Below are 21,998 nucleotides of genomic sequence, written 5' to 3' on the forward strand. Positions count from 1 at the left end.
ATGACGCCGACCGTTTCGTCGGCCCCTTCCTGTACGAAGGTGGGTACTGCTCGATGAGGCGAACGGCGTTGTTCATTCGCGGTCGCGATCATCCACTACCGTGGCAGTCGTGCTCAGGCTCGCGAACCTCGCGCCTCTCACGACTGGTGAAGTGGTCGAAGCAGCCCCGGCGCTGCCAAACCTGATCGTCGGTCCGCTGACCATCGCGATTGGAATCGCGGTAATTCGATATCGCGTCGAGATACACCGAAACGTGATCCAGCAGCAGAGGTGGCTGGTCGGCGACACGGTAGCCCGGAGGCTAGAGCGTCTCCAACACCCGTTTTGGATCGGGTTCGTCGGGATATCGACGATTCTCATGGGCATCCACTCAATCGGCTACGGCGTAGTGAAGCTGGTGTCCGATCTCTCGTAGCGGGAGCGTCAGCCCTGATAGCCGATGAGCCAGCGGATGCCGTACCTGTCGCGGACTATGCCGTCGTAGTCGCCCCACGGGCGCTGCTGCAACGCATCCACGATCTCGCCGCCGTCGGCCAGCGCCTCGAACCACGCGTTCAGCTCCTCGGCCGAGGCGGTTCCGAGCAGCGAGAACTCGATACCGGCCATCGCGACGGACTCCTCGCTGGGGGCGGCATCTGAGGCGAACAGGGTCACCAGACCCGAGAGCCCTCCGTGGGCGATCGCGTCCTTGGGCCCATCGGTGCGTGAGAACTCGCCGTAGGTGAACAGCTCCAGCTCTCCGCCAAACACTGATTGGTAGAAGGTCAGCGCCTCTCGCGCGGTGCCGTCGAAGTGCAGGTACGGGACCAGTCCGCTCATGCTGAAGCCTTTCTCGCCAGCGACCGGCGGATCAGTTTGTCTACCTCGACGACGATCGGGGGGATGAGGGCGAGGCCGATCGCCAGCCACCATTGCGCGGCTTCCAGCGGCGTCGTCATGAGCAGCGCGTTCATGAAGTCGAGCTCGACCGAGAGGATCGTCAGCACGATCGGGATCCACATCCACTTCAGGGCGTTGGTGATCGGCGCGGCAAGACCGGATGCGGGATCGCGGCGCATCGCGAACCCGGCGAGGACCATGCCCAGGCTCAGCACGACGAAGGTCATCGTGACGGGGACCGACGGCTCGGTCTGACTCGGGGTTCCCGGCGAGAGCAGCATTGCGGCAAGCGCGGCGCCGAAGATCGCGACGCCGTACAGCAGCCACTGGCCGATCGAGCGGGGGTTGGCCAACGGAATCTTCGTGTTCCGTGGCGGCTGTGACATGAGTCCTGCCGGGCTCGGGTCGAGCGTGATGACGAGCACGGGGAAGAAGGTGATGAAAAAGCTCAGGAACAGCACCATCAGTGGTGTGATCGGTGTGCCGTTGTTGATGTCGAAGATGCTCGAGACCAGGAACAGCAGCACGAGCGAGAACAGGCCCGCCATCTGGTAGCGGATGTAGCTGACGATCTTGTCGTAGATCGTGCGACCGAGCCGGATCGCCTCGACGAGCGTGCCGAAGTTGTCGTCGGTGAGGATCATCTTGCCGGCCTGCTTCGTCACCTCGCTTCCCGAACCCATCGCGACACCGATATCGGCTTGCTTGAGGGCTGCGGCGTCGTTGACGGCATCCCCGGTCATCGCGACGACATCGCCGCGCTCTTGCATGAGGCGGGCGATCCGCAGCTTGTCTTCGGGGGTGACGCGGCCGAACACGTGGAGCTCGGGCAGGCGCGCGGTGAGTTCTTCGTCGCTGAGCGCCCGCAGCTCGGGGCCGCTGATCGCGCCGGGGCCGAGGCCCAGCTCTCGCCCGATTGCGGCTGCTGTCACGGCGTGGTCGCCGGTGATCATCCGCACCTCGATGCCTGCCTCGCCCGCGATGCGGACCGCCTCGATCGCCTCGGGGCGCAGCGGATCGATGATGCCGACGAGAGCGACGAAGGTGAAGTCCTCGGCAAGCGACATCGGGTCTGACTTGGCTGCCGCCTCCTTGCCGGCGAGGTCTCGCACGGCGATCGCAAGAACGCGCAGGCCATTACGGCTGAGCTCGGCGTTCGCTTCCAGGATGCCGTCCTTCGCGTCCGCGATAGGGACGACCCCGTCGGCGGTGACAGCGTGCGAGCAGCGGTCGATCACGACATCCGGCCCGCCCTTCATCGTCGCCAGGAACGTCTCGGTGCCCTGCAGCGGGGCGTGGTGGAAGGTCACCATGAACTTGTAAGCCGAGTCGAAGGGCACTTCGGCTTCGCGCGGGTAGGCGCGGCGGCTCTCTTCGGCATCCACTCCGAGCTTCGCAGCCAGCACGACCAGGGCAGCCTCGGTCGGGTCGCCGACCACGACTCCGGCATCCGAAACCGTCGCGTCGGAGTTCAGGCACAGGCCGTAGGCGAGCGGTGTGAAGTCGGGAACCTCTTTGCCGGCGGCGTGACGAAGCGCGCCTGTCTTGCGGTAGCCCTCGCCCTCGACGGTGAACCACTGCCCGAGCGCGTAGAGCTTGGTGGCGGTCATCTGGTTGAGGGTCAGGGTGCCGGTCTTGTCGGAGTTGATCGCGGATGTCGCACCGAGCGTCTCGACGTCGCTGAGGTTCTTGACGACGGCGCGGTGTTCGGCCAGCTGGCGCGCACCATAGGCGAGCATCCCCTGCACGAAGGTCGGCAGGGCCGACGGGATCGCCGAGACTGCCATCGCGATCCCGACGAGCAGCACCGTCGCAAGAGTCTCGCCGCGCAGGAGACCCAGGATGATCATGATCGCCACGGCACCCCACGCGACGAAGCCGAGCACCTTCGTCAGGCCGTCGAGCTCGCGCTGCAGCGGCGACTTGGAGGGCGCGACCGCGGTGAGCATTGCCGCGATCTGGCCCATCTGGGTCGACATCCCGGTTCCAGTCACGACCATTGCGGCGGTGCCGCGCGTGACGGTCGTGTTCTGCCACAGCATGTTGGCGCGGTCGCCGAGAGCAACGTCGTGGCCGTCGATCGTCGCGACATCCTTGTCGACCGGCGCGCTTTCGCCGGTCAGCGCCGCCTCCTGGGTTTGCAGGTTCGCGGAGCGCAGGATGCGGCCATCGGCCGGCACGAGATCGCCGGCCTCGAGTTGCACGAGGTCGCCCGGCACGATCTCGGGCGCGGGAACCTCGCGCAGCGAACCGTCTCGCACGACCTTCACGTGCGGGATCTGGAGCTTCGAGAGGCCATCGACACTCGCACGGGCGGCGAGCTCTTGCCGCGTGCCCAGGACGACGTTCAGCACGATGAGGGCTGCGACGATGAAGGCGACGGCGAACTGGGCAATGACGATGCTCACCACGACGACCGCGACCAGCATGAGGTTCATCGGGTCGGCGAGCAGGCGCAGGGCAATCGTCCAGGCGCTCGGCGCCGGGGGAGCGGGGATCGTGTTGGGGCCGCCCGTGGCGAGGCGCCGCGCTGCATCCGCCGAGGTCAGACCGGACGCGGCATCCGTCCCGAGACTGCGCACGATGGAGTTCGGATCCAGGGTCCACCACGCAGTGGTGTCGGATGTCCGTACGGGTGCTGCCGCTGTGGTTTGCGGTCTGGTCTGCTCGGTCATGCCGATCCCTTCGCCGCGCCCGATCCTATCGAGGCGTGAGCGTTCGTCGACAGCCTCACCGCCGTGCATTCCCGGTGCAACGCCCAGCATTCTCACGGGTGGTCTCCGAGCCGCTTCATAACTGCCGGTCGTACCGTCGAAGAGTGCGTTTGGCAGTACACGAGTTCGGCAGCGGCGACCGTACCGCCGCCATCGTTCACGGCATCAGCGGATCGGGCCTGCTCTGGCAGGATTTCGCCGAGCGGCTCTCGCGCCGGCACGGGATGCGGGTGCTCGCCGTCGATCTGCGCGGTCACGGATCCAGCCCCCGCTCCGAGCACTATCGCCTGCGCGACTTCACGGATGACCTCGTCGAGACCTTGCCGACGGAGCTCGACCTGGCGATCGGGCACTCGCTCGGCGGGCGAGCCCTCGCCGATGCCGCCGAGCGCCTCCAGCCGCAGCGCGCGATCTACCTGGATCCGGCACTCGACGTCGACGCCGGGGTTGCTGGTCGCCGCCTGCTGACGTACCGGATGGCAGGTCCGGTTGTGGCGCGGATGCTCTCCGTCGTCGACCCCGCAGTGCCGGCGCCGCTGCGTCGCCGTCTCCGGGCCAGCACTCGTCGCTGGGACCGCTTCATGGCTCTGTCGGTCGTGCAGGAACTGGATGCCCACCGCGTCGAACCCGCACCTCCTCCGGTGCCGTCAACCATCGTGAAAGCCACGAAGTCGCGGCTTCTTCGGCCCCGTTACCTCGAGAGGCTAAGAGGATATGGCTGGGACGTGCGGGAGTTCCTCAGCCGCCACGAGATGCAGCTTCTGAAGCCCGAGGCGCTGCTCGACGCTCTCGAGGATGTGCTGCGCGCCCCCGTGCGCGCGCTGACCACCATCTGAATCGTCGCCGCCAGGTCCTCAGTCGAGGTCGATGCGTTGACGTGCCTCCGGAATACCCAACGTGTTGGGTGCAGCATCCGCTGATTCGGTCGCGGCAACCCCGGGGCACCAGCCAGTGATCGCCATCGCCGCGAGCAAGAGCGCGCCAAGTGACGCAGGAAGAGCCAGAGCCCACACGCCCGTGGTCGCCGCGCTCCCGGCGATGGCTGCGACGAAGACGGCCGCCGCCCACCGCGCAATGCGCTCGCCGCGCGTGATCGTGCAGACCCGGAGGAGGCTCACGGTGCGCTCGGCGCGTCCTGTGTCGCGTTCTGCTCCGCGATCTGGCGACGGACGTCATCCATATCCAGGCCTTCGACCGCGGTGATCACCTGCTCGAGCTGGGGAGCGGCCAGCGCGCCCGGCTGAGAGAAGACGAGGATGCCGTCGCGGAAGGCCATGAGCGTCGGGATCGAGGTGATGCGGAAGCCTGCCGCGAGTTGCTGCTGGGCTTCTGTGTCGACCTTCCCGAAGACGATGTCTGGGTGCTCTTCCGACGACTTCTCGAAGACGGGACCGAACATGCGGCACGGTCCGCACCACGCGGCCCAGAAGTCGAGCAGCACGATGCCGGATTCGTTGATGGTCGTCTCGATCGTTTCGAGGGTGATCTCTCGGGTTGCCATGATCTGTATCATACCCTAGGGGGTATACCCCTGGGGCTTCTCCCATGCACTCACATCGGGATGCCGCCCGCGCCGCTCAGAAAGGACACCTCATGCGACGCATCCGTCTGATCCTGGCCGCACTGGCCGCCGCCGTTCTCGCCACGAGTCTCGCCGCGTGCTCGGCGACGCCGTCCGTCGAGGTTCCCGACAGCGCCGTGATCATCGACGTGCGCACGCCTGAGGAGTATGCCGAAGGTCACCTCGAAGGCGCGATCAACGTCAACCTACAGTCGGGCTCGTTTGAGCAGGAGATCGCCGAGCAGCCCCTCGATGGCACATACATCGTCTACTGTCGGACTGGCAACCGCTCAGCGCAGGCCGTGGCGATCATGAACGAGCTGGGCTTCGGTGATGTCACGGATGCCGGCGGCGTCAGCGACGCATCCTCGGCCACGGGCATCCCGATCGTCACCGACTGACGTTCTCAGTCCGCGCGCCCCGACCGTGGCACGAACCGGGGAACCCACCGCACGAACGCCGCTGCACCGACGAGACCGAGCACGCCGACGGCGCCGGTCGCAAGCGACAACGATGACAGTGCGGCGATCCCCGACACCAGCAGCGGTGCCGCGGCCCCACCGGCGTCGGTGAACATGCGCCAGGAGCCGAGGAACGGGGCCGGGTCCGTGCGCGGAGCGACGTCGGCGCCGAGGGTAAGCAGGATGCCGCTGGAAAGCCCATTGCCGACACCGAGGACTGCGGCGAACATCGCGAACCACATCGCCGACGAGTCGAGGTCGTGGGTGAACGAGAGCGCGAGGAATCCGAGGCCCATCAGCAGCATCGCGGGAAGCGCTGCCCACAGTCGCCCGAAGCGGTCCATGACCTGTCCGCTCGCATAGAACAGGGCGAAATCGATCGCGCCCGAGATTCCGACCACCAGCGCAATGCTCTGCGCGTCCAGCCCAATGGACACGCCCCACAGCGGCAGAACCACCTGACGGGCAGACCTCACGGCAGCCAACGACGCCGCCGCAACCCCAAGCCGAGACAGCACCGCGCGGTAGCGCCAGGCGACAGCGAAGACGCTCTCGCGACTCCCTGGAACCCGGATGCTGCCCGTGATCGCCTCGCCGGTGTCCTCTTCCTCGAGCTCATCCGGGTTCGCATCCGATCCGGCGCGTGCTTCGATCGGCGCGAACTGCTGCTCGGGGTCGGGCCCGAAGACGACAAGAACCACGGTTGCGAGAAGGCACACGCCGAAGAACCAGATAGCCGCGTGCTCGTCGCCGAAGAAGGCCAGTAGTGCTGCGGCGACGAACGGTCCCACGAACATCCCGAGTCGGAACGTGCCGCCCAGCAGTGACATGGCGCGCGAGCGGAACGAGAGCGGCACGCGCGTGGTCATGAACGAGTGCCGGGCGAGACCGAACGCCGCCGCGCACAGTCCGATGAGAAGCACGGATGCCGCGAACACGCCGAGCATGGGCGCGACGACCATGCCTGTGACTCCCACCATGGCCAACGCGCCGGCAACGCCCATCGTGATGCGCTCACCGAAACGCGCGACTGCCCAGCCGGCGGGGAGATTCCCCGCGAGTTGGCCAACCACGAGAGCCGATGCGACCAGCGCGGCGCCCGCGACATCGGCGCCCAACTGCGCCGCGATCACCGGAATGAGGGGGATGACCGCTCCCTCGCCCAGAGCAAACAGCACCGTCGGCAGATAGACCATCGGCCCGAATCGCCACAGCACGTCCCGCGCGCGGATCGGGGCTGGGGGATCGGACATCGGTTCCACGTTAGTCTGGACTGTCATGCTCGAACTCGATCTGTCCGCCGACATCCAGGCCCTGCGCTCCACCTTCAACGACATCCAGTCCGTCGTCGACGTCGATGCGCTCGCCGCAGAGATCGCGCGGCTGAGCGATGAGGCCGGCGCGCCCGACCTCTGGGACGACCCCGAGCAGGCGCAGAAGGTGACCAGTGCCCTGAGCCACCGGCAGGCCGAGATGTCCCGGATCACGGCAGTTGCCCAGCGCCTCGACGACCTCGAAGTACTCGTCGAGCTTGCCAACGAGATGGAAGACGAGGAGTCAGCCGCCGAAGCGCGACGCGAGCTTGTCGACCTCGAGAAGGTCATCGGCGATCTCGAAGTGCAGACCCTGCTCGACGGCGAATACGACGATCGCGCCGCCGTCGTGACGATCCGTTCGGGAGCCGGCGGTGACGATGCTACGGACTTCGCCGAGATGCTCATGCGCATGTACCTGCGGTGGGCAGAGCGGCACAAATACCCCGTGAAGGTCATGGACACCTCCTACGCCGAGGGCGCCGGCATCAAGTCGGCGACGTTCGAAATCGACGCTCCCTACGCCTACGGCACGCTCTCGGTCGAGGCCGGAACCCACCGTCTGGCACGCATCAGCCCGTTCGGTGCCGCCGACAAGCGACAGACCTCCTTCGCGGCTGTCGAGGTCATTCCTGTCATGGAAGAGGCGGTTGAGGTCGACATCCCCGAGGGCGACATCCGAGTCGACGTGTTCCGCTCATCCGGTCCCGGCGGGCAGTCGGTGAACACGACTGACTCGGCCGTTCGTATCACCCACATCCCCACCGGGATCGTGGTGTCGATGCAGAACGAGAAGAGCCAGATCCAGAACCGCGCCGCAGCCATGCGTGTTCTGCAGACCCGCCTGCTGCTGCTCAAGCGCGAAGAAGAGGCAGCGAAGAAGAAGGAACTTGCAGGAACCATCACGGCCAGCTGGGGCGACCAGATGCGCTCCTACTTCCTCTACGGCCAGCAGTTGGTCAAAGACCTGCGCACCGGCCACGAGGTCGGAAACCCCGCCGTGGTGTTCGACGGCGACCTCGACGGGTTCATTGCGGCGGGCATCCGGTGGCGCAAGCGCAAGGATGACGACGACTGACGCTCCGCTCCCGCGCCGATGGCTGCGAGCCTGAACGTTCTCGATGAAGACTGAGCCGCCACGGGTGTCGCACCCGGCGGTGCTCGCCTGCGCGCTTAGGCTCAGATCGCCATGATCCGGTTCGAGAACGTCACCAAGCGATACCGGGGCACCGCGAAACCCGCCCTCGACCAGGTGAGCTTCGAAGTGCTCCGCGGCGAGTTCGTGTTCCTCGTGGGTGCGTCGGGATCGGGTAAGTCATCCTGTCTGCGCCTCATTCTGCGAGAGGACATCGCCACCTCCGGCAATGTCCTCGTGCTGGGGCGCGACCTGCGCACCCTCGCAAACCGCAAGGTGCCCTACTTCCGCCGCCACGTCGGCGCCGTCTTCCAAGACTTCCGGCTGCTTCCGAACAAGACAGTTTTTCAGAACGTCGCGTTCACACTGCAGGTCATCGGTTCTTCGCGTGGCTTCATCAAGCAGGCAGTTCCCGAGGCACTCGCCCTGGTCGGACTCGCCGACAAGCAGAAACGGATGCCGCACGAGCTCTCGGGTGGTGAGCAGCAGCGCGTCGCGATCGCCCGCGCGCTGGTGAACCGCCCTCAGGTGCTGTTGGCCGACGAGCCCACCGGAAACCTTGACCCGGCGACATCCATCGACATCATGCAGTTGCTCGCGCGGATCAACGCCGGCGGCACCACGATCGTCATGGCAACCCACGAGGCGGGCTTCGTCGACCAGATGAAGCGGCGCGTCATCGAGCTGCGCGGCGGCCAGATGATGCGTGATGAGCGCCACGGTGGCTACGGCGACACGTCGGGTCTGCCGCGGCTGCAGCCCGAGCAGGTCCGTGGTGCCGCTGCTGCTGCGGCGCTCACCGCGGTGCTCGAACTCCAGCGTGAGGTCGGTATCGAGCCGACCGTGACGGATGCCGAGATTGCCGTCGCCGCTGCGGTGGATATCACCGACGACCCGTCGACGGCATCATTGGTCTCTGCCCTCGCTGCAGTTAGGCCCGCTCCCGTCGATCCCGAGGTGCCCGCTCCGGCTGTCGCCGAGGCCCCGACGGCGGACGCTCCGGCGCCTGCGCCCGCAGAGCGACCGGCTCCCGCGTCGAGCGCACCGTCAGCGCCGCCCGAATGGCAGGTGTCTGCGGCCCAGCCCGCGCCCGCACCGCGACCCACAACCCAGCCCGTGCCGGTCATCGACATCCCCGAAGTCGAGGTCGAAGAGCTGGGACTGGCAGACCGGTTGGGCCTTGCGGGCGAGCACCGCGACGATGAAGTCGGACCTACCTCATGAGGGCCGGGCTCGTCTTCGGTGAGGCGCTCAGCGGCCTGCGCCGCAACGCGTCGATGGTGATCTCCGTCGTTCTTGTCACTTTCGTCTCGCTCACCTTCGTGGGTGCAGCGATGCTCATGCAGCTACAGATCGGCACGATGCAGAGCTTCTGGGCCGATCGCGCCCAAGTGCAGATCTACATGTGCAGCTCCTTGTCTCAGGTCGACACCTGTGCGAACGGGGTTGCGACGCAGGAGCAGATCGATGCGGTCCAGGCCAAACTCGACTCCGATTCGCTCGCTCCGCTGATCAGCGATCTGCAATTCGACAGCGCAGAGCAGGCCTACCAGGATGCGCTCGAGCTGCTCGGTGACGAGTACGACGGCATCCTTACCGCCGATCAGATCGGTGCGCAGTTCCGAGTCACGCTTGCAGACCCGACGAAATCAGCAGTCATCTCCGAGGCGTTCGGGGGGTCGGACGGGGTGGAAGAGGTCAAGAACCAGCTGCAATACCTCGAGCCTCTGTTCTCCGCCCTGACCGTAGCGACCTACGTCGCCGTAGGGATCGCCGGGCTCATGCTCATCGCGGCCGTGCTGCTGATCTCGACGACGATCCGTCTATCGGCCTATGCGCGACGACGAGAACTCGGCATCATGCGGCTCGTTGGAGCATCCAACCGGTTCATCCAAACGCCGTTCATTCTCGAGGGTGTGTTCGCGGCACTTATCGGCTCGGTGCTGGCGAGCATCGCGGTTGTGGCGGGTGTGCAGTTCGGTGTGCAGGACTACCTGCGCTCGCGCATCACGTTCGTGGCGACCTGGGTCGACACCGCTGATGTGCTGGTCGTCATCCCCGTCCTCATCGGGATTGGCATCGTGCTCGCCGCGTTCTCGGCGGGATTCGCGATCCGGCGGTGGCTCCGGGCCTGAGCCGGCAGGAGCGAGGAGAACAGCGATGGCGCAGAATCCGCGAGCAGCACAACCAGTAGGGTCAGCGCCGGCCTGGGGGACTGCCGGCATCATCCTCGGGCTCGGTCCGCTGCTGCTCTTCGGTGTGGCCGCGGCTGCGAACCTCGGTGGCCCGCTCATCTCGGTTGCCGTGTTCGGGCTTCCGGTACTCGCGACGACCGTGTTCGCCGTGCTCGTCATCCGTCGCCTACTGCGGGCCCGACAGATCGGCTGGGGCTATACGGTCGCGGCCGTCACGATCTTCGCCGGCGTCGTCGGATACCTGCTGTGGTTCTTCCTGGCACTCTTGGCGATCCAGTTCGGCAACGGGCCGGGCTGACCCAGCCGACTGCCGCGCGGCCCGCGCTTGGTACACTGGTGGGCTGCCGTCGAAAGGAGGAGCCATGCCACGCGAACGCGGAGAGAAGGTCATCGCGACCAATCGTCGTGCGCGCCACGACTACTCCATCGAGAAGACGTATGAAGCGGGCCTCGTGCTCACCGGCACCGAAGTGAAGTCGCTGCGCCAGGGACGCGCCAACCTCACCGACGGTTACGCGTACATCGACGGCGGTCAGGCGTTTCTGGATGCCGTCCACATCCCCGAGTATTCGCAGGGGCACTGGACGAACCACGCTGCCAAGCGTGTGCGCAAGCTGCTGCTGCACAAGGACGAGATCATCAAGCTCAGCCATGCTGTCTCTGCGGGCGGCTACACGCTCATCCCGATGAAGCTCTATTTCTCGGACGGGCGCGCCAAGGTCGAGATCGCGGTGGCCAAGGGTAAGGCCGAATACGACAAGCGTCAGACGCTGCGCGAGCGCCAAGACAAGCGCGAGGCCGAACGCGCCATGCGCACCAAGAACCGCCTGGGGGAGTAGCTGGCGCGCCCGGTCAGCGGGCGCTGAAACGCGCTTCGACGGCTGCGCTGATCACGATGTCGGCGGGCTGCAGCTCCAGGGCGCTCCCGGAGTCCATCGGGCTCGCCGCGAGCATCATCCGAGGAGATGGGCCGGATGCCGCAGCCGGCGATCCGCCACCGAGCAGGCCCACGTCTGCTACTTCGACCGCGGTGACCTCGGCGAGTCCGAGGGCCGCGGCGTAGTCGGTCGCGCGGGTCATCGCGACCCGGACCGCGTGGGCAGCGACATCCGCCTCGACGACTGCGCGCGTTGCGTCGGTGAGCATCCACTGCACCCCGTCGATGTGGACCGCGTCGAGCTCGGCGATCTCGCCAAGCCAGCCCGAGAGCGCCTCGAGATCGGCGAACGTCGCCGACACGTCGAGGGAGGCGTGGTGCACCAGCGGCAGCTGTTTACCCTCGCTGTTCCAGGGGCGCTCGGAGCGCACGGTCAGGCGACCGGTGGACCACTCGCGGATCTCGCCCGCGTCCTGTCGGGCGGTGAGCGCGGCACGAAGCATGCTCGCGGCATCCGTCGCTCTGCCCATGACGTCGGTACGTTCGCCGCCCTCGGTCCTGATCGTGAGACGTGCCACAGCCTCTTCGGGAGCGACCCGGGTCTCGTGTTCGCCGCGGACGGTGATGATGACATCGCGCATGAGTGCGACTCTACGTCGTGCGGCTGAGGCCGGGGAATGCGCAGGATGCGGCATCCGTTGTATCCTGTAACGCTCGGGTGCTTTGCATCCTGAACCTTCGAAACTCCACAGTGTGACAGCGGCCCTTCGCAAGAAGGACTCACGGGGATGATCGGTTTCGACATCGTCTGCGAATTCGCGAGAAGCGGGCCGAGGATGCGGGGTTATCTCGTAAACGCCCCCTGCAAACAAATAACTGCCAATAAGAAGCAGTCTGACTTCGCCCTCGCTGCCTGAGCAGCGAGCCCGAGTCCGTTAGCCCGTAGGCGATCCCGCTACGGTTCCTAGCGTCATCTAAGGGATCTTGCTGCGTGACGGCGCCTGGACGTCACGCGGGACTTCTCCCAGGCTGGGCTTGTCGACTTAGGTGTCTGTGACAAAGGTCGGAGCCGAGCAGAACGCTTTCACAGAATGCGCCCGGAGAAGGCGCGATGACCCAGCGATGGACGGGGGTTCGATTCCCCCCATCTCCACAACGGCACACAGAAGATGGATGCCGAAGCCGCTGTCACACTGTCGGAGCGAGCCTCCGATTGGATGAGGTTGTCGCTGAGAGCAATTTGCAAAAAACGCAAACTGCTTCCGCGGATAGGGTCGTGACTCTTGGTTTTCCAGCGCGTGCGAGGATGCTGCTATGCCCGGCTCCCCGCTCATCTCAGCCCACGAACTTCACGATCTACTCGAGGCCGGAAGCGGCATCCGGCTTCTTGACGTTCGCTACCGACTCGACAAGCCGGACGGTCGTGACGACTACCGCGCGGGGCACCTCCCGGGTGCCGTATACGTCGACATGGATACCGAGCTCGCGACGCACGGCGCCCCGTCGGACGGCCGGCATCCCCTGCCGTCGCGTGAGACGCTGCAGGATGCCGCCCGCCGCTGGGGTCTGCACGCGGGTGACGCGGTGGTCGTCTACGACGACTACCGCTCGGTCTCGGCGGCTCGGGCCTGGTGGCTGCTGCGCGGCGCTGGGGTGAGCGGCATCCGCGTTCTCGACGGCGGGCTGTCGGCGTGGCGATCGGCTGGGCTTCCGCTCGAGATGGGCGACGTTTCACCCGAACCGGGATCGATCGATTTCGATGACCTAGATCAGGGCATCTCGATCGACGAGGCTGCAGCCTGGCCGCAGCGCGGAGTGCTGCTCGATGCGCGTGCGCCGGAACGCTATCGCGGAGAGTCCGAGCCGTTCGATCCGGTCGCCGGGCACATCCCCGGCGCGGTGAACCTGCCCGCCGACGCAGTGCTCGACGGAGCGAGCTTCGCATCGCCCACGGCGATTCGCGCAGCGTTCGAGAGCGCCGGGGTGAGCGACCTCACACCCGTCGCTGCCTACTGCGGCTCGGGTCTCACCGCAGCGCACACGGCGCTTGCGGGAGCGGTGGCGGGCCTGGATGTTGCTGTGTATCCCGGTTCGTGGAGCCAATGGTCCAACACGGCGGGGCGCCCGGTCGCGACCGGCGCCGAGCCGGGAGCCTGAGGAGGACGCACAGCAGCGAAAGGGCTGGATCGCGATAACGCCCGGTGTCACACTGCCTCCATGACGAAGTTCATGATCTCGTTCCCGAGCTCGGCCATGGTGGTTCCCGACGACGAGTGGGAGGCCGTGGGAGAGGCTGCCCATGCGGTGATTCGGGAGGCGAAGGCCGCCGGAGTGTACGTCTTTGGCGGCGGCATCAATGAGAGCATCCCGCCCGTGACTGTCGACGGTGATGGCGTCGTGACTGAGGGCACCTATCCGATCACCGGTGACCTATTCGGCGGCTACACGATCATCGAGGTGCCGACGGCCGCCGAGGCATACGAGTGGGCCGCGAAGATCGCCGTCGCGTGCCGCTGCCCCCAGGAAGTGCGCGAATTCCAGTACGACCCCGAGTCCTGACGGCCCGCTTCCGCGTCAGCTCCAGAGGGTCTCGATCGGGATGTTGCGGCCGGCGATTCGCTCGGCGGCGCGGTGGCCCGAGAACATCGCGGCGGGGACTGTCGCGGGATCGTCGGTCCAGGTCGCCTCGCCCGCCAGATGCAGCACGCCGCCGATCGGAGTTGCGAGATCGTCGTGGTCAGCGGTGGTCGAACCGAGCGTCATGTAGGCGTACGAGCCGCGCGCGAACGGGTCATCGTGCCACGACGTGATCGCGACACTCGTGGGCTCGACGACGCGATCGCCGTAGAGTCGGCGCAGTTGCGTGAGGATGTCGGCGACGATGCGCTCGGCATCCCACCCGGCGACCTCGCGCGCCGTGGGGCCGGCAGCGAAGGTCAGCAGCGTCGGCGTGCCGTGGAGCGCCGTCAGGTCGTACCAGGAGTGCCAGGCGCGGCTCTCGGGGCCCTGCTGACGAATGGCATACACACCCTCGTCCCAGAACTTCGTCGGGAAGCGCAGAAACACCTTCTCGAACGCGTTCATCGTCAGGCGTGACAGCGCGCCCGCGACGGGCTCGGGCAGCGGCGGACGGATGACGAACTCGTCCGACCGCAGCACGCCGACCGGTACCGTGATCACCGCCGTCTCGCCGCCGAACACGCCCCGATCGGTCGAAACCTCGGCACCGTCATCCGACCACTCGACGCTCGTGACAACGTGTTCGAGACGGATGTCGAGCCCGTCGGCCAGCCGCGTCGCGAGCACGTCATAACCCTCCGGGAACACGACCTCATCTCCCTCGATCGCGTCGTCGTCGAGCCCGTGGGCTGCGAGATCCTCGATCCAGGCGCCGTACTGCTCCTCGGCCCGGTGCTCCAGGTACTCCCGTACCCGCTGGGTGCGCTCGGCACTCCATCCCTGGTCCGCCAACGCCTGCTCGGTGACGTCGCGGTACGAGGCCTCGGGTGCCGATGCCGCGATCACCCCGAGCAACGCCGCGTCGACTGTGTGTACGTCGTCCGCGAAGGCGCGGGCCTCAGCATCCGAGAGTCGCACGCCGTCCGGGCCGTAGTAGGCGATCGGTCGGCTGTCGGGCTGGTAGCCACCGACGGTGAACTCGACCGTGCGCATCCCAAACGCCTCGGCCGCCGCGGCGACGGGGCTGTCGGTGATGCCGTGGATCCAGGACGCGCCGAGGTCGGTCACCTCACCATCCGTGCGATCGGTCTGCACGCGTCCGCCGACGCGATCCCGGGCCTCGAGGACGACGACGGAGCGGCCGGCCGCCACGAGCAGTCGCGCTGCGGTGAGCCCCGAAATCCCGGCGCCGATGACAACAGTGTCGAAGCGTTCCATGCCCTGATTCTGCACTGTTCGGGTGCTCACGGGCAGCAGGATGTCAGGGGCGGCGCCCCAGCAGCGCATCGACCGCGGCCGTGACAAAGGATGCCGCGGCGCCGATCGCCAACGCGACCCCGGCTGTGACCGGGGAGAGCGAGCCACCTTCGAACGGCGGAAGCACGAACATCACGAAGGACGCGACGGTCAGCATCCCGCCGAGGATCACAGTCGAGACGCGGCGGATGACGCCCGTGACGACTCGGCGATCGCGATCGTCGGCGAACAGGCGGATCTTGACGGTGAGTTTGCCGTCGGCAAGATCCCCTACGATCGTTTCGATCCGATCGGGAAGCCGCCGCAAGCGGGGGAACGCGCCGAGCGCGGAGCGCCCGATCGCCCCAGCCAAGGCCCGCGGCCGCAACTGCGACAGGATGAGTGCCTGCGCGGCGTCCCGGGACTCGCCGATGACATCCATCGTCGGCGCTGCGGTGCGGAGGGTCCCCTCGAGGATCGCGAAGGCACGACCGGCGGCGACCAGATCGGGCGGGAGCGCGGTGCCGTATCGGGTGAACAGGTCGCTGGCGTTGTCGATCGTACGCAAGGTGACCCGGGACCCGCTGCCGAGATCGTTGGTGACGAACTCCGCCAGCGCACGCCGGAACGCCGGCTCATCGGCGGGGTTTGCCAGCGGCATGATCGCCAGCGCGGCATCCGCAACGCGCCGCGTGTCGCCCTGCAGGAACGCGATCGCAAGGTCTTGCACCGTCTGGCGCAGGTCCCGGTCGAGCCGCCCGACGGAGCCGAAGTCGATAAGTGCCGGCGTGCCGTCGGGATCGATGATGACGTTTCCCGGATGCAGGTCGGCGTGAAAGACGCCGTCGATCACGAGCTGGCGCAAGAAGCTCCGCAGAACCGTGCGCAGGGCATCCTCGATCTCATCGGTCTGCCCCTCCCGCCGCAGCGCCGTGATCGTCTCGCCCTCGACGAACTCCATCGTGAGCACGCGATCGGTGGAGAGGTCGGGGAAGAACCGCGGGATGCGCACCTCGTCGCGTGCCGACTTCGCCGACTGGGCGAGGCTTTCGAGGTTGCTCGCCTCACGCGCGAAATCGGCCTGATTGCGCAGATCCTGGGCGTACTGCTTGGCGATATCGAGCGCACCGAACTGGCGGGCCTGCTTGATGCGACGCGTCGCCCAGCCAGCCAGGCGCAGCATGATGTCGATATCGCAGTCCAGCAGGGCACGGATGCCGGGGCGCTGCACCTTCACGGCCACGACGGTGCCGTCATCCAGCGTCGCCCGGTGTACCTGGGCGATGGATGCCGCAGCCAGCGGTTCCACGTCGAAGGTTGCGAACCGGCTGCGACGCTCGCCGAGTTCGCGCTCGAGGAGTTCTTCGATCTGCGCGGCCGGAGCAGGGTTGACTTCCTTCTGCAGGCGCGAGAGCTCGCGAACCCATTCGGTCGGCAGGATGTCGTCGCGTGTCGAGAGGAGCTGCCCGGCCTTGATGAAGCCGCCACCTGCTTCTTCGAGCGCTTCGCGAAGCCCCCGTGCCTGGCGCGCGCGAAGATCGGCAGTAGCCGGGTCGTAGCTGAAGTCGAGCTTGCGGAAGGGGAGGAGACCGTGGCGCCGAGCCAGCCCCCAGATCTGCCGGAACCGGGCGCGACGCTGCCGCCAGGTCAGGGGCTTCTCGCCCGCCGCCGCAGCGGCGAGGTCGGAAAACCGAGGTGGCGCAAACAGCGACGAGCTCACGGTTCGATTCTTCCGTGTCTTGCGGTATCCGGGGTCATCCGGGTTACGGTGGGGCGATGACCGATACGCAGACGCAGGTCGGGGTGCGTCGGAATCGGGCATGGAACTCGCCATCGGCGATCTTCCTGCTCGGTGTCGTGATCATCCCGACGATTCTCGCGATAGCGACCACTGCCCGGACCTCGCCGGATGATGCGGACTACGTTCGCATGGCATTCGCGACGGTGATTGGCGCCACCGTTGCCATCGTGACCATCGTCGGGCTCTGGGTCTTCTTCCTGCGACGCCGCAGCCCGTACCTGTTCTGGTACACGCTGGGAGCCCTCGCGGTCGTCGCGTTTCAGATCAGCGCGATATCGTCCGCCGCCGACATGCTCCTCGGCAGATTGGCGATGTCATGACGGATGCCGACACCCAGACATCCGTCACCGGAAGCTCGGTGCTCCCCGGTGTTGAGATCGTCGCGGCCATCCGCCGTGTCGCGACGGTGACGGCTCTCGCTCTCATGGTCTACGTGACGTTCACGCGAGGCAGCGCTGGCACATGTGCCGGCGGGATCGGGGCAGACGGGGGCTACATCGATTCGAACGGCAACCCGACCGACACGGTGCCGCAGTGCATTTCGCTGACGCTGGAGCCGAGCCCGGTGGTGATCATCGCCGTTGTGCTCACCTTCATCGTCGCGCTTACTCTCGTGATTCGACGAGCACAGACAGTCCCGGCGGCGCTGCGGATCCTCGACCGCGCGACCATTGTGATCCTCGCTATCGCGGCGGTGTCGCTGGTCGTTTCGCTCGTCTGGTTCGGACTTCTCCCCATTCGCGACTGGAGCCCCGACGGTCCGTGGGGATTCCTCTTCCCCTTCCCGTTCGGGTCGGTCGATCTCTCGATCAGCCCGATGCAGGCATCCGTTAGCGGTTAGCCTCTGCCCGGTCGCGGTGCGGCGTGGCGAACCACGTCGCAAGGATGAACGCGCCGACCACGCCGAAGACCAGCCAGGTCAGCGCAGCGCCGACCCAGCCGGTGACGAAGAAGCCGAACATGAGCGCGGCGAACCACAGCAGCGCCACCAGCGCGAGCGTCATGAGTGTCAGCAGGATGCCGCGCAGCGGCGCCCGTGCGAAGAGGCCGAAGCCCCACGCCGTGCGCTGCGGAATCCCGAAGACGGCAGGCAGCAGGATGGCGGCGACTGCGAGCGCCGGGATCACGAGCCACGAGGCGACCAGAGCGCTTGCCGAGACGGCGACCGTGAGCAGCAGCACCGCAAGCCACTCGCCCCAGGTTGGCCAACGTCTGCCGCCGCCGAGCGCCGCCCGGTACCCCGCACCAATCAGCGCGACGCTGGCTACGACTCCGGCGAGCGACGCGAGCGCGAGCAGCACGAAGACCACGGATGCCGCGGGCGTCGCGAACGGCACCACGAGTAGCGCCTGCACCGCGGTGTTCAGCAGGGCGACAGGGACCCACACCCGCCAGGCGCGTCCGAGCAGCATCCACGTGCTCACAGGTCACCCCGCACGGCGTCATCCAGGATGTCCCAGTACTTCCCGCTGTAGATCGTCTCGTCGCCGACCGTCACCGTGACGGTGTCGGTTGCGTCGGCAGGCGAGGTGACGGTGATCGCCTGGCCGTCTGCCGTCTCACCCGTGCACGACACCGCCTCGCCGTCCTGCTCACACACGGGCGCAACCAGCACGTCGATGTTCTTCGCAAGCAGAACGTCGATAGCGGCGTACCGGATCTCGGTCATGTGGTTGCCGCCGACGGGCGCCAGAGCCTCGACCTGCGAGCATCCGGCCACCGCCATCAGGCTCGCTGCGAGCACGGATGCCGTGATCAGTCGCCGCTTCACAGTCCACGCTCCGTCTCATACGCCAGAATCCGCGCGTTCTCGGTCAGGTGCTGCTTCTCGAGTGCGGCATCCGTGATTCGCGAGAGATCAAACGGAGCCTTCAGTAGGAGTTCGGTATTGCGATCCAGCGGCGAGCCGCGGCGCATCATCGGGCTTTCTGCCCAGTCGTTCGATGCGAACTCGCGCGAGCGTGAGGCGAGGTCGGCGACGCTGCCGCTGGAGCCGGGAACGGCGGGGGACGCATGATCGAGCACCGTCGTGAACAGCGACAGGGTGCCGTCGCGGTTGTCGACGATCTCGACGACCTGCTGCTGCTGCGGGAAGTCGATGCAGGATGCCGTCGTGATCTCCCAGAAGCCGCGCTCGCCGTCTGAGTGCGCGAGGATCTGGTTCAGATGAGTATGGCCGTTCAGCCATCCGATCACCACGGGGTACTTCAGCAGCATCGCGACGAACTCCTCGGCGCCATAGAGCTTCTGCGGATCATCGAACCGCTGCGCCTTGTTCTCGAGCGTCAGGCTGTTGTGGTGGCTGAAGATGAGCGCCAGCTTTTTCTCGGCCTGCGCCTGCTGCAGCTGCGCCTCAAGCCAGCGGAACTGCACGTCGGGAACCCCGCCGTCGGGCCCGGCAACCTGGTTACAGGTGTCGAGGCCAAAGCCGCGAACGTTCGGGGAGAGGTCTGCTGACCACCAGGTCTCGCCCGAGTCGAGGTTGTGCTGGGTGAAGCCGTGCCCCACGGGGCCGGGGGCCGGTTGGGTGTTGAAGTGCTCGGCCATGAACTCGCGCTGCTCGAACAGGTAGCGCTCGGGGCTGGCGGCGACCTCCTTGAAGCCGGGCCGCCCCCACGCGAGTCCCAGCGCATCGACTGCCTGTTGCAGGATGCCGGTCGCAGCCGCCCACCCGCCGAGTGCCATTCCCGCGGTGCCTTCGAGCGCGTAGGACTTCTGGGCGCCGATCGCCAGGGCGTGCAGCTGTGGGCTGAGATTGAACGTGCCGAGCAGCAGCGTGTCGTGGTTTCCGTACACGGCGTACCAGGGGGCGGGCAGGCCCACGGAGTCCACGGGCTTCGCGATCGCCTGCGCGAGCAGATCGGGTAGCTGCGGGAAGCCGTAGTCGCCGAAGGCCCCGCCGCTCGGGTCACCGGGCCGGTACGCCCAGGTGGCTTCGGCCCAGGCCTGCACTCCCTGGTAGGTCGAACTCGCGTAGGCGGGGTCGACGCTCAGGCCGTCCATGAGATCGATGTACCACCGCAGTTCCATGTGGGAGTGCATGTCCGCGGAGTCGCCCGTGACGATCGCGGCGCTCATGGGCGCGCCCGTGAGGGGGCTGTACCGGGCATCCGAGAACGCCTGCACCATCGCCGCTGTCGCGTGCGGGCTGAGGGGGTCTTGCGGGTGGAACGCGGAGCCCCACGCCGAGTGGTCTTGCACGATCATCGGCTCGATACGCCCGGGGGACTGCGCATCGATGACGTGGAGGTCAGAGAGGTGCCCGAGGTACAGCAGCGACCGCCGCGCGCTCGTGCGCGCGCTCGAGGGCGCGGCACGCAGGATGTCGAGACGAGGGATATAGGGCTCGCCGGGCCCGGTCACCAGTCCTCGGTACGAACCCTGGATGACGCTGCCCTGCAGGATCGTCTGCTGCAGGGTCGTTGGGATGCCGGCAGCGGTCTGTGCAGTGGTCTGCGCACGGGCGGCGAGGCCGCGTCCGAGCACGTCGATGTTGAGTCCGGTGGCGGCAGCGAGCGCTGCGACGCCGGTGAGGAAGTGGCGGCGGGACAGTCCGGGCATCGATGCCGTCCGTTCGGGTCAGGCGACAGTGCCTCTGACTTTATCGGAACAGCACGCGTCCCTACCGGAGCGAACTCAGGCGTCGGGTCGCTCGATCAGTATGAGGCCTTGCTTGGTCAAAGCGACAGTCACCCAGCCGTCGCCGAACAGGTAGGTCATGCCGTACCCGTCCTCATCGACCGCGACCGCGTACTGCGGGTCTGTCGTGATGTAGGTGCCCTGGGCGCCGTCCTCGCGCAGCCAGCCCTGACTGATGAGCTCCGTCTGCAGGCGCGTTGCCTCACTTGCAGCGATCGGGGCCCACCCGAAGACCAGCAGGTTGTCGGTCGCGGGGCCGTCGAAGTCTGCCCACGTGCACTGCAGGCCGCCCTCGACGACCGTTGCGCCGACGAGGAAATCGTCGGCCCGCGAGGTCCACCCGTAGCTGGTGAGTTCGTCGACGAGCGAGGAGGAGATGAGCGTGTCGCACGTCGGTGCTGATGCCTCCGCGCTCGCGCTGGGGGAGGCATCCGGGGTCTCGACCGGCGCTGCGGGAGGGGCAGACTCCGTTGTTGTCGGAGTGGGCGAGGGCGCGGCGCTGGCCGAGCATGCGGCAAGCGCCAGCGCGCCCAGCAGGAGTGGAGCCAGGAGGCTCGCGTGCAGTGCCCGCGAGGTCATGACGCCGCCTCGTCGCCGCGAAGCAGGTCGATGAACGCGTCGTGCAGGATGCCGTTGGTGGCCAGCCCAGATCGATCGCTCAGCGTGTGGGTGCCATCGACAGCCGTGAACCGGCCGCCCGCCTCCTGAAGAATCGGGACGTAGGGGGCGATGTCGTACTCCTTCACGCCGAACTCGGCGACCATCTCGAGGCGGCCCTCGGCCAGCAGCATGTAAGGCCAGGCGTCGCCGTATCCGCGGTCCCGCCACACGGCCCGGGTCAGGCGGATGAGGTCCTCGACACGTCCGACCTCGTCCCACTGCCCGATGCTCTGAAAACTCACGCTCGCCCTGTCGAGGGAGTCGATGTCGGATACCTGCAGCCGAGTCGCTTCACCCGATGGGTTCGCGGTCCACGCACCGAGCCCGGTAGCGCCCCACCAGCGGCGCGCGATCGCGGGCTGACTGACGACGCCGACGCGGGGAACGCCGTCGACGGCCAGGGCAATCAGCGTCGCCCACATCGGGATGCCCTTGAGGTAGTTCGCTGTGCCGTCGATCGGATCGATGATCCACTGCCGCGCCACGTTGCCCGACGACCCGAACTCCTCGCCGAAGATCCCATCCGCTGGCCGTTCGGCCTCGAGGATGTCGCGGATTGCCCGCTCGGTGGCCAGGTCGGCCTCCGTCACGTGCGTGGCATCAGGCTTGACACGGATGTCGAGATCAGCCGCGTCGAACCGGGCCATCGACACCGCGTCAGCAGCATCCGCGAGCCGCAGCGCGAGGTCGAGCTCTGCGGAGAGATCGCCGTCGAACGGTGCGTCGAAGCTGTTCATCGCGGGGGAAGAGATCACAGGATCAAGGATAGGCGGCAGCGCCTCGCGCGATTTCCCGGTGACGTAATCGTGATGCTAGAGTTGACCCTCGGTTCGCCGCGCAATCTGAGC

25 protein-coding genes and 1 other RNA gene are annotated in these 21,998 nt (G+C 67.0%); 13 read left to right on the forward strand and 13 right to left on the reverse strand.

Annotated elements, in window-relative coordinates; translation table 11 throughout:
* Positions 1–100: 100 nt before the first annotated feature.
* A complete protein-coding gene (locus AADH62_RS06405) occupies positions 101–415 on the forward strand; it encodes a hypothetical protein (protein WP_341578762.1) in 315 nt (104 codons plus the stop codon).
* Between the two features lie 8 nt (positions 416–423).
* On the opposite strand, the gene AADH62_RS06410 is transcribed toward AADH62_RS06405, so the two are convergent.
* Positions 424–819, reverse strand: a complete 396-nt coding sequence (locus tag AADH62_RS06410; protein WP_341578763.1) for a VOC family protein — start codon at positions 817–819, stop codon at positions 424–426.
* Positions 816–3,554 carry a cation-translocating P-type ATPase gene (locus tag AADH62_RS06415; RefSeq protein WP_341578764.1) on the reverse strand — a complete coding sequence of 913 codons (2,739 nt, stop codon included), beginning with the start codon at positions 3,552–3,554 and terminating at the stop codon, positions 816–818. Before AADH62_RS06415 ends, AADH62_RS06410 begins: the two co-directional genes overlap by 4 nt.
* 143 nt (positions 3,555–3,697) lie before the next feature.
* Between AADH62_RS06415 and AADH62_RS06420 the strand changes: the two genes are divergently transcribed.
* A complete protein-coding gene (locus AADH62_RS06420) occupies positions 3,698–4,429 on the forward strand; it encodes an alpha/beta fold hydrolase (protein ID WP_341578765.1) in 732 nt (243 codons plus the stop codon).
* A gap of 18 nt (positions 4,430–4,447) precedes the next feature.
* On the opposite strand, the gene AADH62_RS06425 is transcribed toward AADH62_RS06420, so the two are convergent.
* Complete coding sequence (locus tag AADH62_RS06425) at positions 4,448–4,711, reverse strand: hypothetical protein (RefSeq protein WP_341578766.1); 264 nt, start codon at positions 4,709–4,711, stop codon at positions 4,448–4,450.
* Entirely contained in the window at positions 4,708–5,094 is a 387-nt protein-coding gene (gene trxA, locus AADH62_RS06430; RefSeq protein WP_341578767.1) for a thioredoxin, read from the reverse strand. The genes AADH62_RS06425 and trxA overlap by 4 nt, the downstream gene beginning before the upstream one ends.
* Positions 5,095–5,186: 92 nt before the next feature.
* Between trxA and AADH62_RS06435 the strand changes: the two genes are divergently transcribed.
* A complete protein-coding gene (locus tag AADH62_RS06435) occupies positions 5,187–5,555 on the forward strand; it encodes a rhodanese-like domain-containing protein (RefSeq protein ID WP_341578768.1) in 369 nt (122 codons plus the stop codon).
* Between the two features lie 5 nt (positions 5,556–5,560).
* Here AADH62_RS06435 and AADH62_RS06440 read toward each other — a convergent pair whose 3' ends face one another.
* Positions 5,561–6,868 (reverse strand): MFS transporter, encoded by a 1,308-nt coding sequence (locus AADH62_RS06440; RefSeq protein WP_341578769.1) that lies wholly within the window; start codon positions 6,866–6,868, stop codon positions 5,561–5,563.
* Between the two features lie 25 nt (positions 6,869–6,893).
* Between AADH62_RS06440 and prfB the strand changes: the two genes are divergently transcribed.
* The 5 genes from prfB to smpB all read left to right on the forward strand — a co-directional run bounded on the left by prfB (position 6,894) and on the right by smpB (position 11,097).
* Positions 6,894–8,006 carry a peptide chain release factor 2 gene (gene prfB / locus AADH62_RS06445; protein WP_341578770.1) on the forward strand — a complete coding sequence of 371 codons (1,113 nt, stop codon included), beginning with the start codon at positions 6,894–6,896 and terminating at the stop codon, positions 8,004–8,006.
* A gap of 111 nt (positions 8,007–8,117) precedes the next feature.
* Entirely contained in the window at positions 8,118–9,287 is a 1,170-nt protein-coding gene (ftsE, locus tag AADH62_RS06450; RefSeq protein WP_341578771.1) for a cell division ATP-binding protein FtsE, read from the forward strand.
* Complete coding sequence (gene ftsX / locus AADH62_RS06455) at positions 9,284–10,198, forward strand: permease-like cell division protein FtsX (protein ID WP_341578772.1); 915 nt, start codon at positions 9,284–9,286, stop codon at positions 10,196–10,198. The genes ftsE and ftsX overlap by 4 nt, the downstream gene beginning before the upstream one ends.
* A gap of 25 nt (positions 10,199–10,223) precedes the next feature.
* The gene (locus AADH62_RS06460; RefSeq protein ID WP_341578773.1) at positions 10,224–10,556 is read left to right on the forward strand and encodes a hypothetical protein; all 333 of its coding nucleotides are present in this window, start codon (positions 10,224–10,226) and stop codon (positions 10,554–10,556) included.
* 64 nt (positions 10,557–10,620) lie between these two features.
* Complete coding sequence (gene smpB / locus AADH62_RS06465) at positions 10,621–11,097, forward strand: SsrA-binding protein SmpB (protein ID WP_341578774.1); 477 nt, start codon at positions 10,621–10,623, stop codon at positions 11,095–11,097.
* Positions 11,098–11,110: 13 nt separating this feature from the next.
* Here smpB and AADH62_RS06470 read toward each other — a convergent pair whose 3' ends face one another.
* On the reverse strand, positions 11,111–11,776 hold the full coding sequence (locus AADH62_RS06470; protein ID WP_341578775.1) for an SIMPL domain-containing protein: 666 nt from the start codon (positions 11,774–11,776) through the stop codon (positions 11,111–11,113).
* Between the two features lie 143 nt (positions 11,777–11,919).
* Here AADH62_RS06470 and ssrA point away from each other — a divergent pair.
* The 3 genes from ssrA (at position 11,920) to AADH62_RS06485 (ending at position 13,694) form a co-directional block, all read left to right on the forward strand.
* Positions 11,920–12,291: a transfer-messenger RNA gene (gene ssrA, locus AADH62_RS06475) on the forward strand.
* A gap of 158 nt (positions 12,292–12,449) precedes the next feature.
* On the forward strand, positions 12,450–13,292 hold the full coding sequence (locus AADH62_RS06480) for a sulfurtransferase (RefSeq protein ID WP_341578776.1): 843 nt from the start codon (positions 12,450–12,452) through the stop codon (positions 13,290–13,292).
* A gap of 60 nt (positions 13,293–13,352) precedes the next feature.
* On the forward strand, positions 13,353–13,694 hold the full coding sequence (locus AADH62_RS06485) for a YciI family protein (protein WP_341578777.1): 342 nt from the start codon (positions 13,353–13,355) through the stop codon (positions 13,692–13,694).
* Between the two features lie 15 nt (positions 13,695–13,709).
* Here the strand turns inward: AADH62_RS06485 and AADH62_RS06490 are convergent, their stop codons facing one another.
* Positions 13,710–15,032 (reverse strand): NAD(P)/FAD-dependent oxidoreductase, encoded by a 1,323-nt coding sequence (locus tag AADH62_RS06490; RefSeq protein WP_341578943.1) that lies wholly within the window; start codon positions 15,030–15,032, stop codon positions 13,710–13,712.
* 43 nt (positions 15,033–15,075) lie between these two features.
* Complete coding sequence (locus tag AADH62_RS06495; RefSeq protein WP_341578778.1) at positions 15,076–16,770, reverse strand: ABC1 kinase family protein; 1,695 nt, start codon at positions 16,768–16,770, stop codon at positions 15,076–15,078.
* A gap of 56 nt (positions 16,771–16,826) precedes the next feature.
* On the opposite strand from AADH62_RS06495, the gene AADH62_RS06500 reads away from it, so the two are divergent.
* A complete protein-coding gene (locus AADH62_RS06500) occupies positions 16,827–17,171 on the forward strand; it encodes a hypothetical protein (protein WP_341578779.1) in 345 nt (114 codons plus the stop codon).
* Positions 17,168–17,692, forward strand: coding sequence for a hypothetical protein (locus AADH62_RS06505; protein WP_341578780.1), 525 nt, complete (start codon positions 17,168–17,170; stop codon positions 17,690–17,692). Before AADH62_RS06500 ends, AADH62_RS06505 begins: the two co-directional genes overlap by 4 nt.
* Here AADH62_RS06505 and AADH62_RS06510 read toward each other — a convergent pair.
* The 5 genes from AADH62_RS06510 to AADH62_RS06530 form a co-directional block, all read right to left on the reverse strand.
* Positions 17,682–18,275 carry a hypothetical protein gene (locus AADH62_RS06510; RefSeq protein ID WP_341578781.1) on the reverse strand — a complete coding sequence of 198 codons (594 nt, stop codon included), beginning with the start codon at positions 18,273–18,275 and terminating at the stop codon, positions 17,682–17,684. The two genes, AADH62_RS06505 and AADH62_RS06510, sit on opposite strands and share 11 nt — an antisense overlap.
* Positions 18,272–18,622 carry a hypothetical protein gene (locus tag AADH62_RS06515; protein WP_341578782.1) on the reverse strand — a complete coding sequence of 117 codons (351 nt, stop codon included), beginning with the start codon at positions 18,620–18,622 and terminating at the stop codon, positions 18,272–18,274. The genes AADH62_RS06510 and AADH62_RS06515 overlap by 4 nt, the downstream gene beginning before the upstream one ends.
* Complete coding sequence (locus tag AADH62_RS06520) at positions 18,619–20,412, reverse strand: TIGR03767 family metallophosphoesterase (protein WP_341578783.1); 1,794 nt, start codon at positions 20,410–20,412, stop codon at positions 18,619–18,621. The genes AADH62_RS06515 and AADH62_RS06520 overlap by 4 nt, the downstream gene beginning before the upstream one ends.
* Before the next feature lie 75 nt (positions 20,413–20,487).
* Entirely contained in the window at positions 20,488–21,069 is a 582-nt protein-coding gene (locus AADH62_RS06525) for a hypothetical protein (RefSeq protein WP_341578784.1), read from the reverse strand.
* Positions 21,066–21,887: an inositol monophosphatase family protein gene (locus AADH62_RS06530; RefSeq protein WP_341578944.1), complete on the reverse strand. Its 822-nt coding sequence runs from the start codon at positions 21,885–21,887 to the stop codon at positions 21,066–21,068. The genes AADH62_RS06525 and AADH62_RS06530 overlap by 4 nt, the downstream gene beginning before the upstream one ends.
* Positions 21,888–21,998: the final 111 nt, after the last annotated feature.

Origin of the sequence: Microbacterium schleiferi (assembly GCF_038150145.1) — a bacterium.
Classification (GTDB): Bacteria; Actinomycetota; Actinomycetes; order Actinomycetales; family Microbacteriaceae; genus Microbacterium; species Microbacterium schleiferi_B.

Bases quoted from the DNA above. Each gene is read 5' to 3' on its own strand.
- prfB (WP_341578770.1), top strand. From the start codon at position 6,894: ATGCTCGAACTCGATCTGTCCGCCGACATCCAGGCCCTGCGCTCCACC.
- AADH62_RS06440 (WP_341578769.1), bottom strand. From the start codon at position 6,868: ATGTCCGATCCCCCAGCCCCGATCCGCGCGCGGGACGTGCTGTGGCGA.
- AADH62_RS06485 (WP_341578777.1), top strand. From the start codon at position 13,353: ATGACGAAGTTCATGATCTCGTTCCCGAGCTCGGCCATGGTGGTTCCC.
- AADH62_RS06500 (WP_341578779.1), top strand. From the start codon at position 16,827: ATGACCGATACGCAGACGCAGGTCGGGGTGCGTCGGAATCGGGCATGG.
- AADH62_RS06525 (WP_341578784.1), bottom strand. From the start codon at position 21,069: ATGACCTCGCGGGCACTGCACGCGAGCCTCCTGGCTCCACTCCTGCTG.
- AADH62_RS06435 (WP_341578768.1), top strand. From the start codon at position 5,187: ATGCGACGCATCCGTCTGATCCTGGCCGCACTGGCCGCCGCCGTTCTC.
- AADH62_RS06415 (WP_341578764.1), bottom strand. From the start codon at position 3,554: ATGACCGAGCAGACCAGACCGCAAACCACAGCGGCAGCACCCGTACGG.
- AADH62_RS06480 (WP_341578776.1), top strand. From the start codon at position 12,450: ATGCCCGGCTCCCCGCTCATCTCAGCCCACGAACTTCACGATCTACTC.
- ftsE (WP_341578771.1), top strand. From the start codon at position 8,118: ATGATCCGGTTCGAGAACGTCACCAAGCGATACCGGGGCACCGCGAAA.
- AADH62_RS06410 (WP_341578763.1), bottom strand. From the start codon at position 819: ATGAGCGGACTGGTCCCGTACCTGCACTTCGACGGCACCGCGCGAGAG.
- AADH62_RS06490 (WP_341578943.1), bottom strand. From the start codon at position 15,032: ATGGAACGCTTCGACACTGTTGTCATCGGCGCCGGGATTTCGGGGCTC.
- AADH62_RS06505 (WP_341578780.1), top strand. From the start codon at position 17,168: ATGACGGATGCCGACACCCAGACATCCGTCACCGGAAGCTCGGTGCTC.
- trxA (WP_341578767.1), bottom strand. From the start codon at position 5,094: ATGGCAACCCGAGAGATCACCCTCGAAACGATCGAGACGACCATCAAC.
- ftsX (WP_341578772.1), top strand. From the start codon at position 9,284: ATGAGGGCCGGGCTCGTCTTCGGTGAGGCGCTCAGCGGCCTGCGCCGC.
- smpB (WP_341578774.1), top strand. From the start codon at position 10,621: ATGCCACGCGAACGCGGAGAGAAGGTCATCGCGACCAATCGTCGTGCG.
- AADH62_RS06530 (WP_341578944.1), bottom strand. From the start codon at position 21,887: ATGAACAGCTTCGACGCACCGTTCGACGGCGATCTCTCCGCAGAGCTC.
- AADH62_RS06520 (WP_341578783.1), bottom strand. From the start codon at position 20,412: ATGCCCGGACTGTCCCGCCGCCACTTCCTCACCGGCGTCGCAGCGCTC.
- AADH62_RS06470 (WP_341578775.1), bottom strand. From the start codon at position 11,776: ATGCGCGATGTCATCATCACCGTCCGCGGCGAACACGAGACCCGGGTC.
- AADH62_RS06460 (WP_341578773.1), top strand. From the start codon at position 10,224: ATGGCGCAGAATCCGCGAGCAGCACAACCAGTAGGGTCAGCGCCGGCC.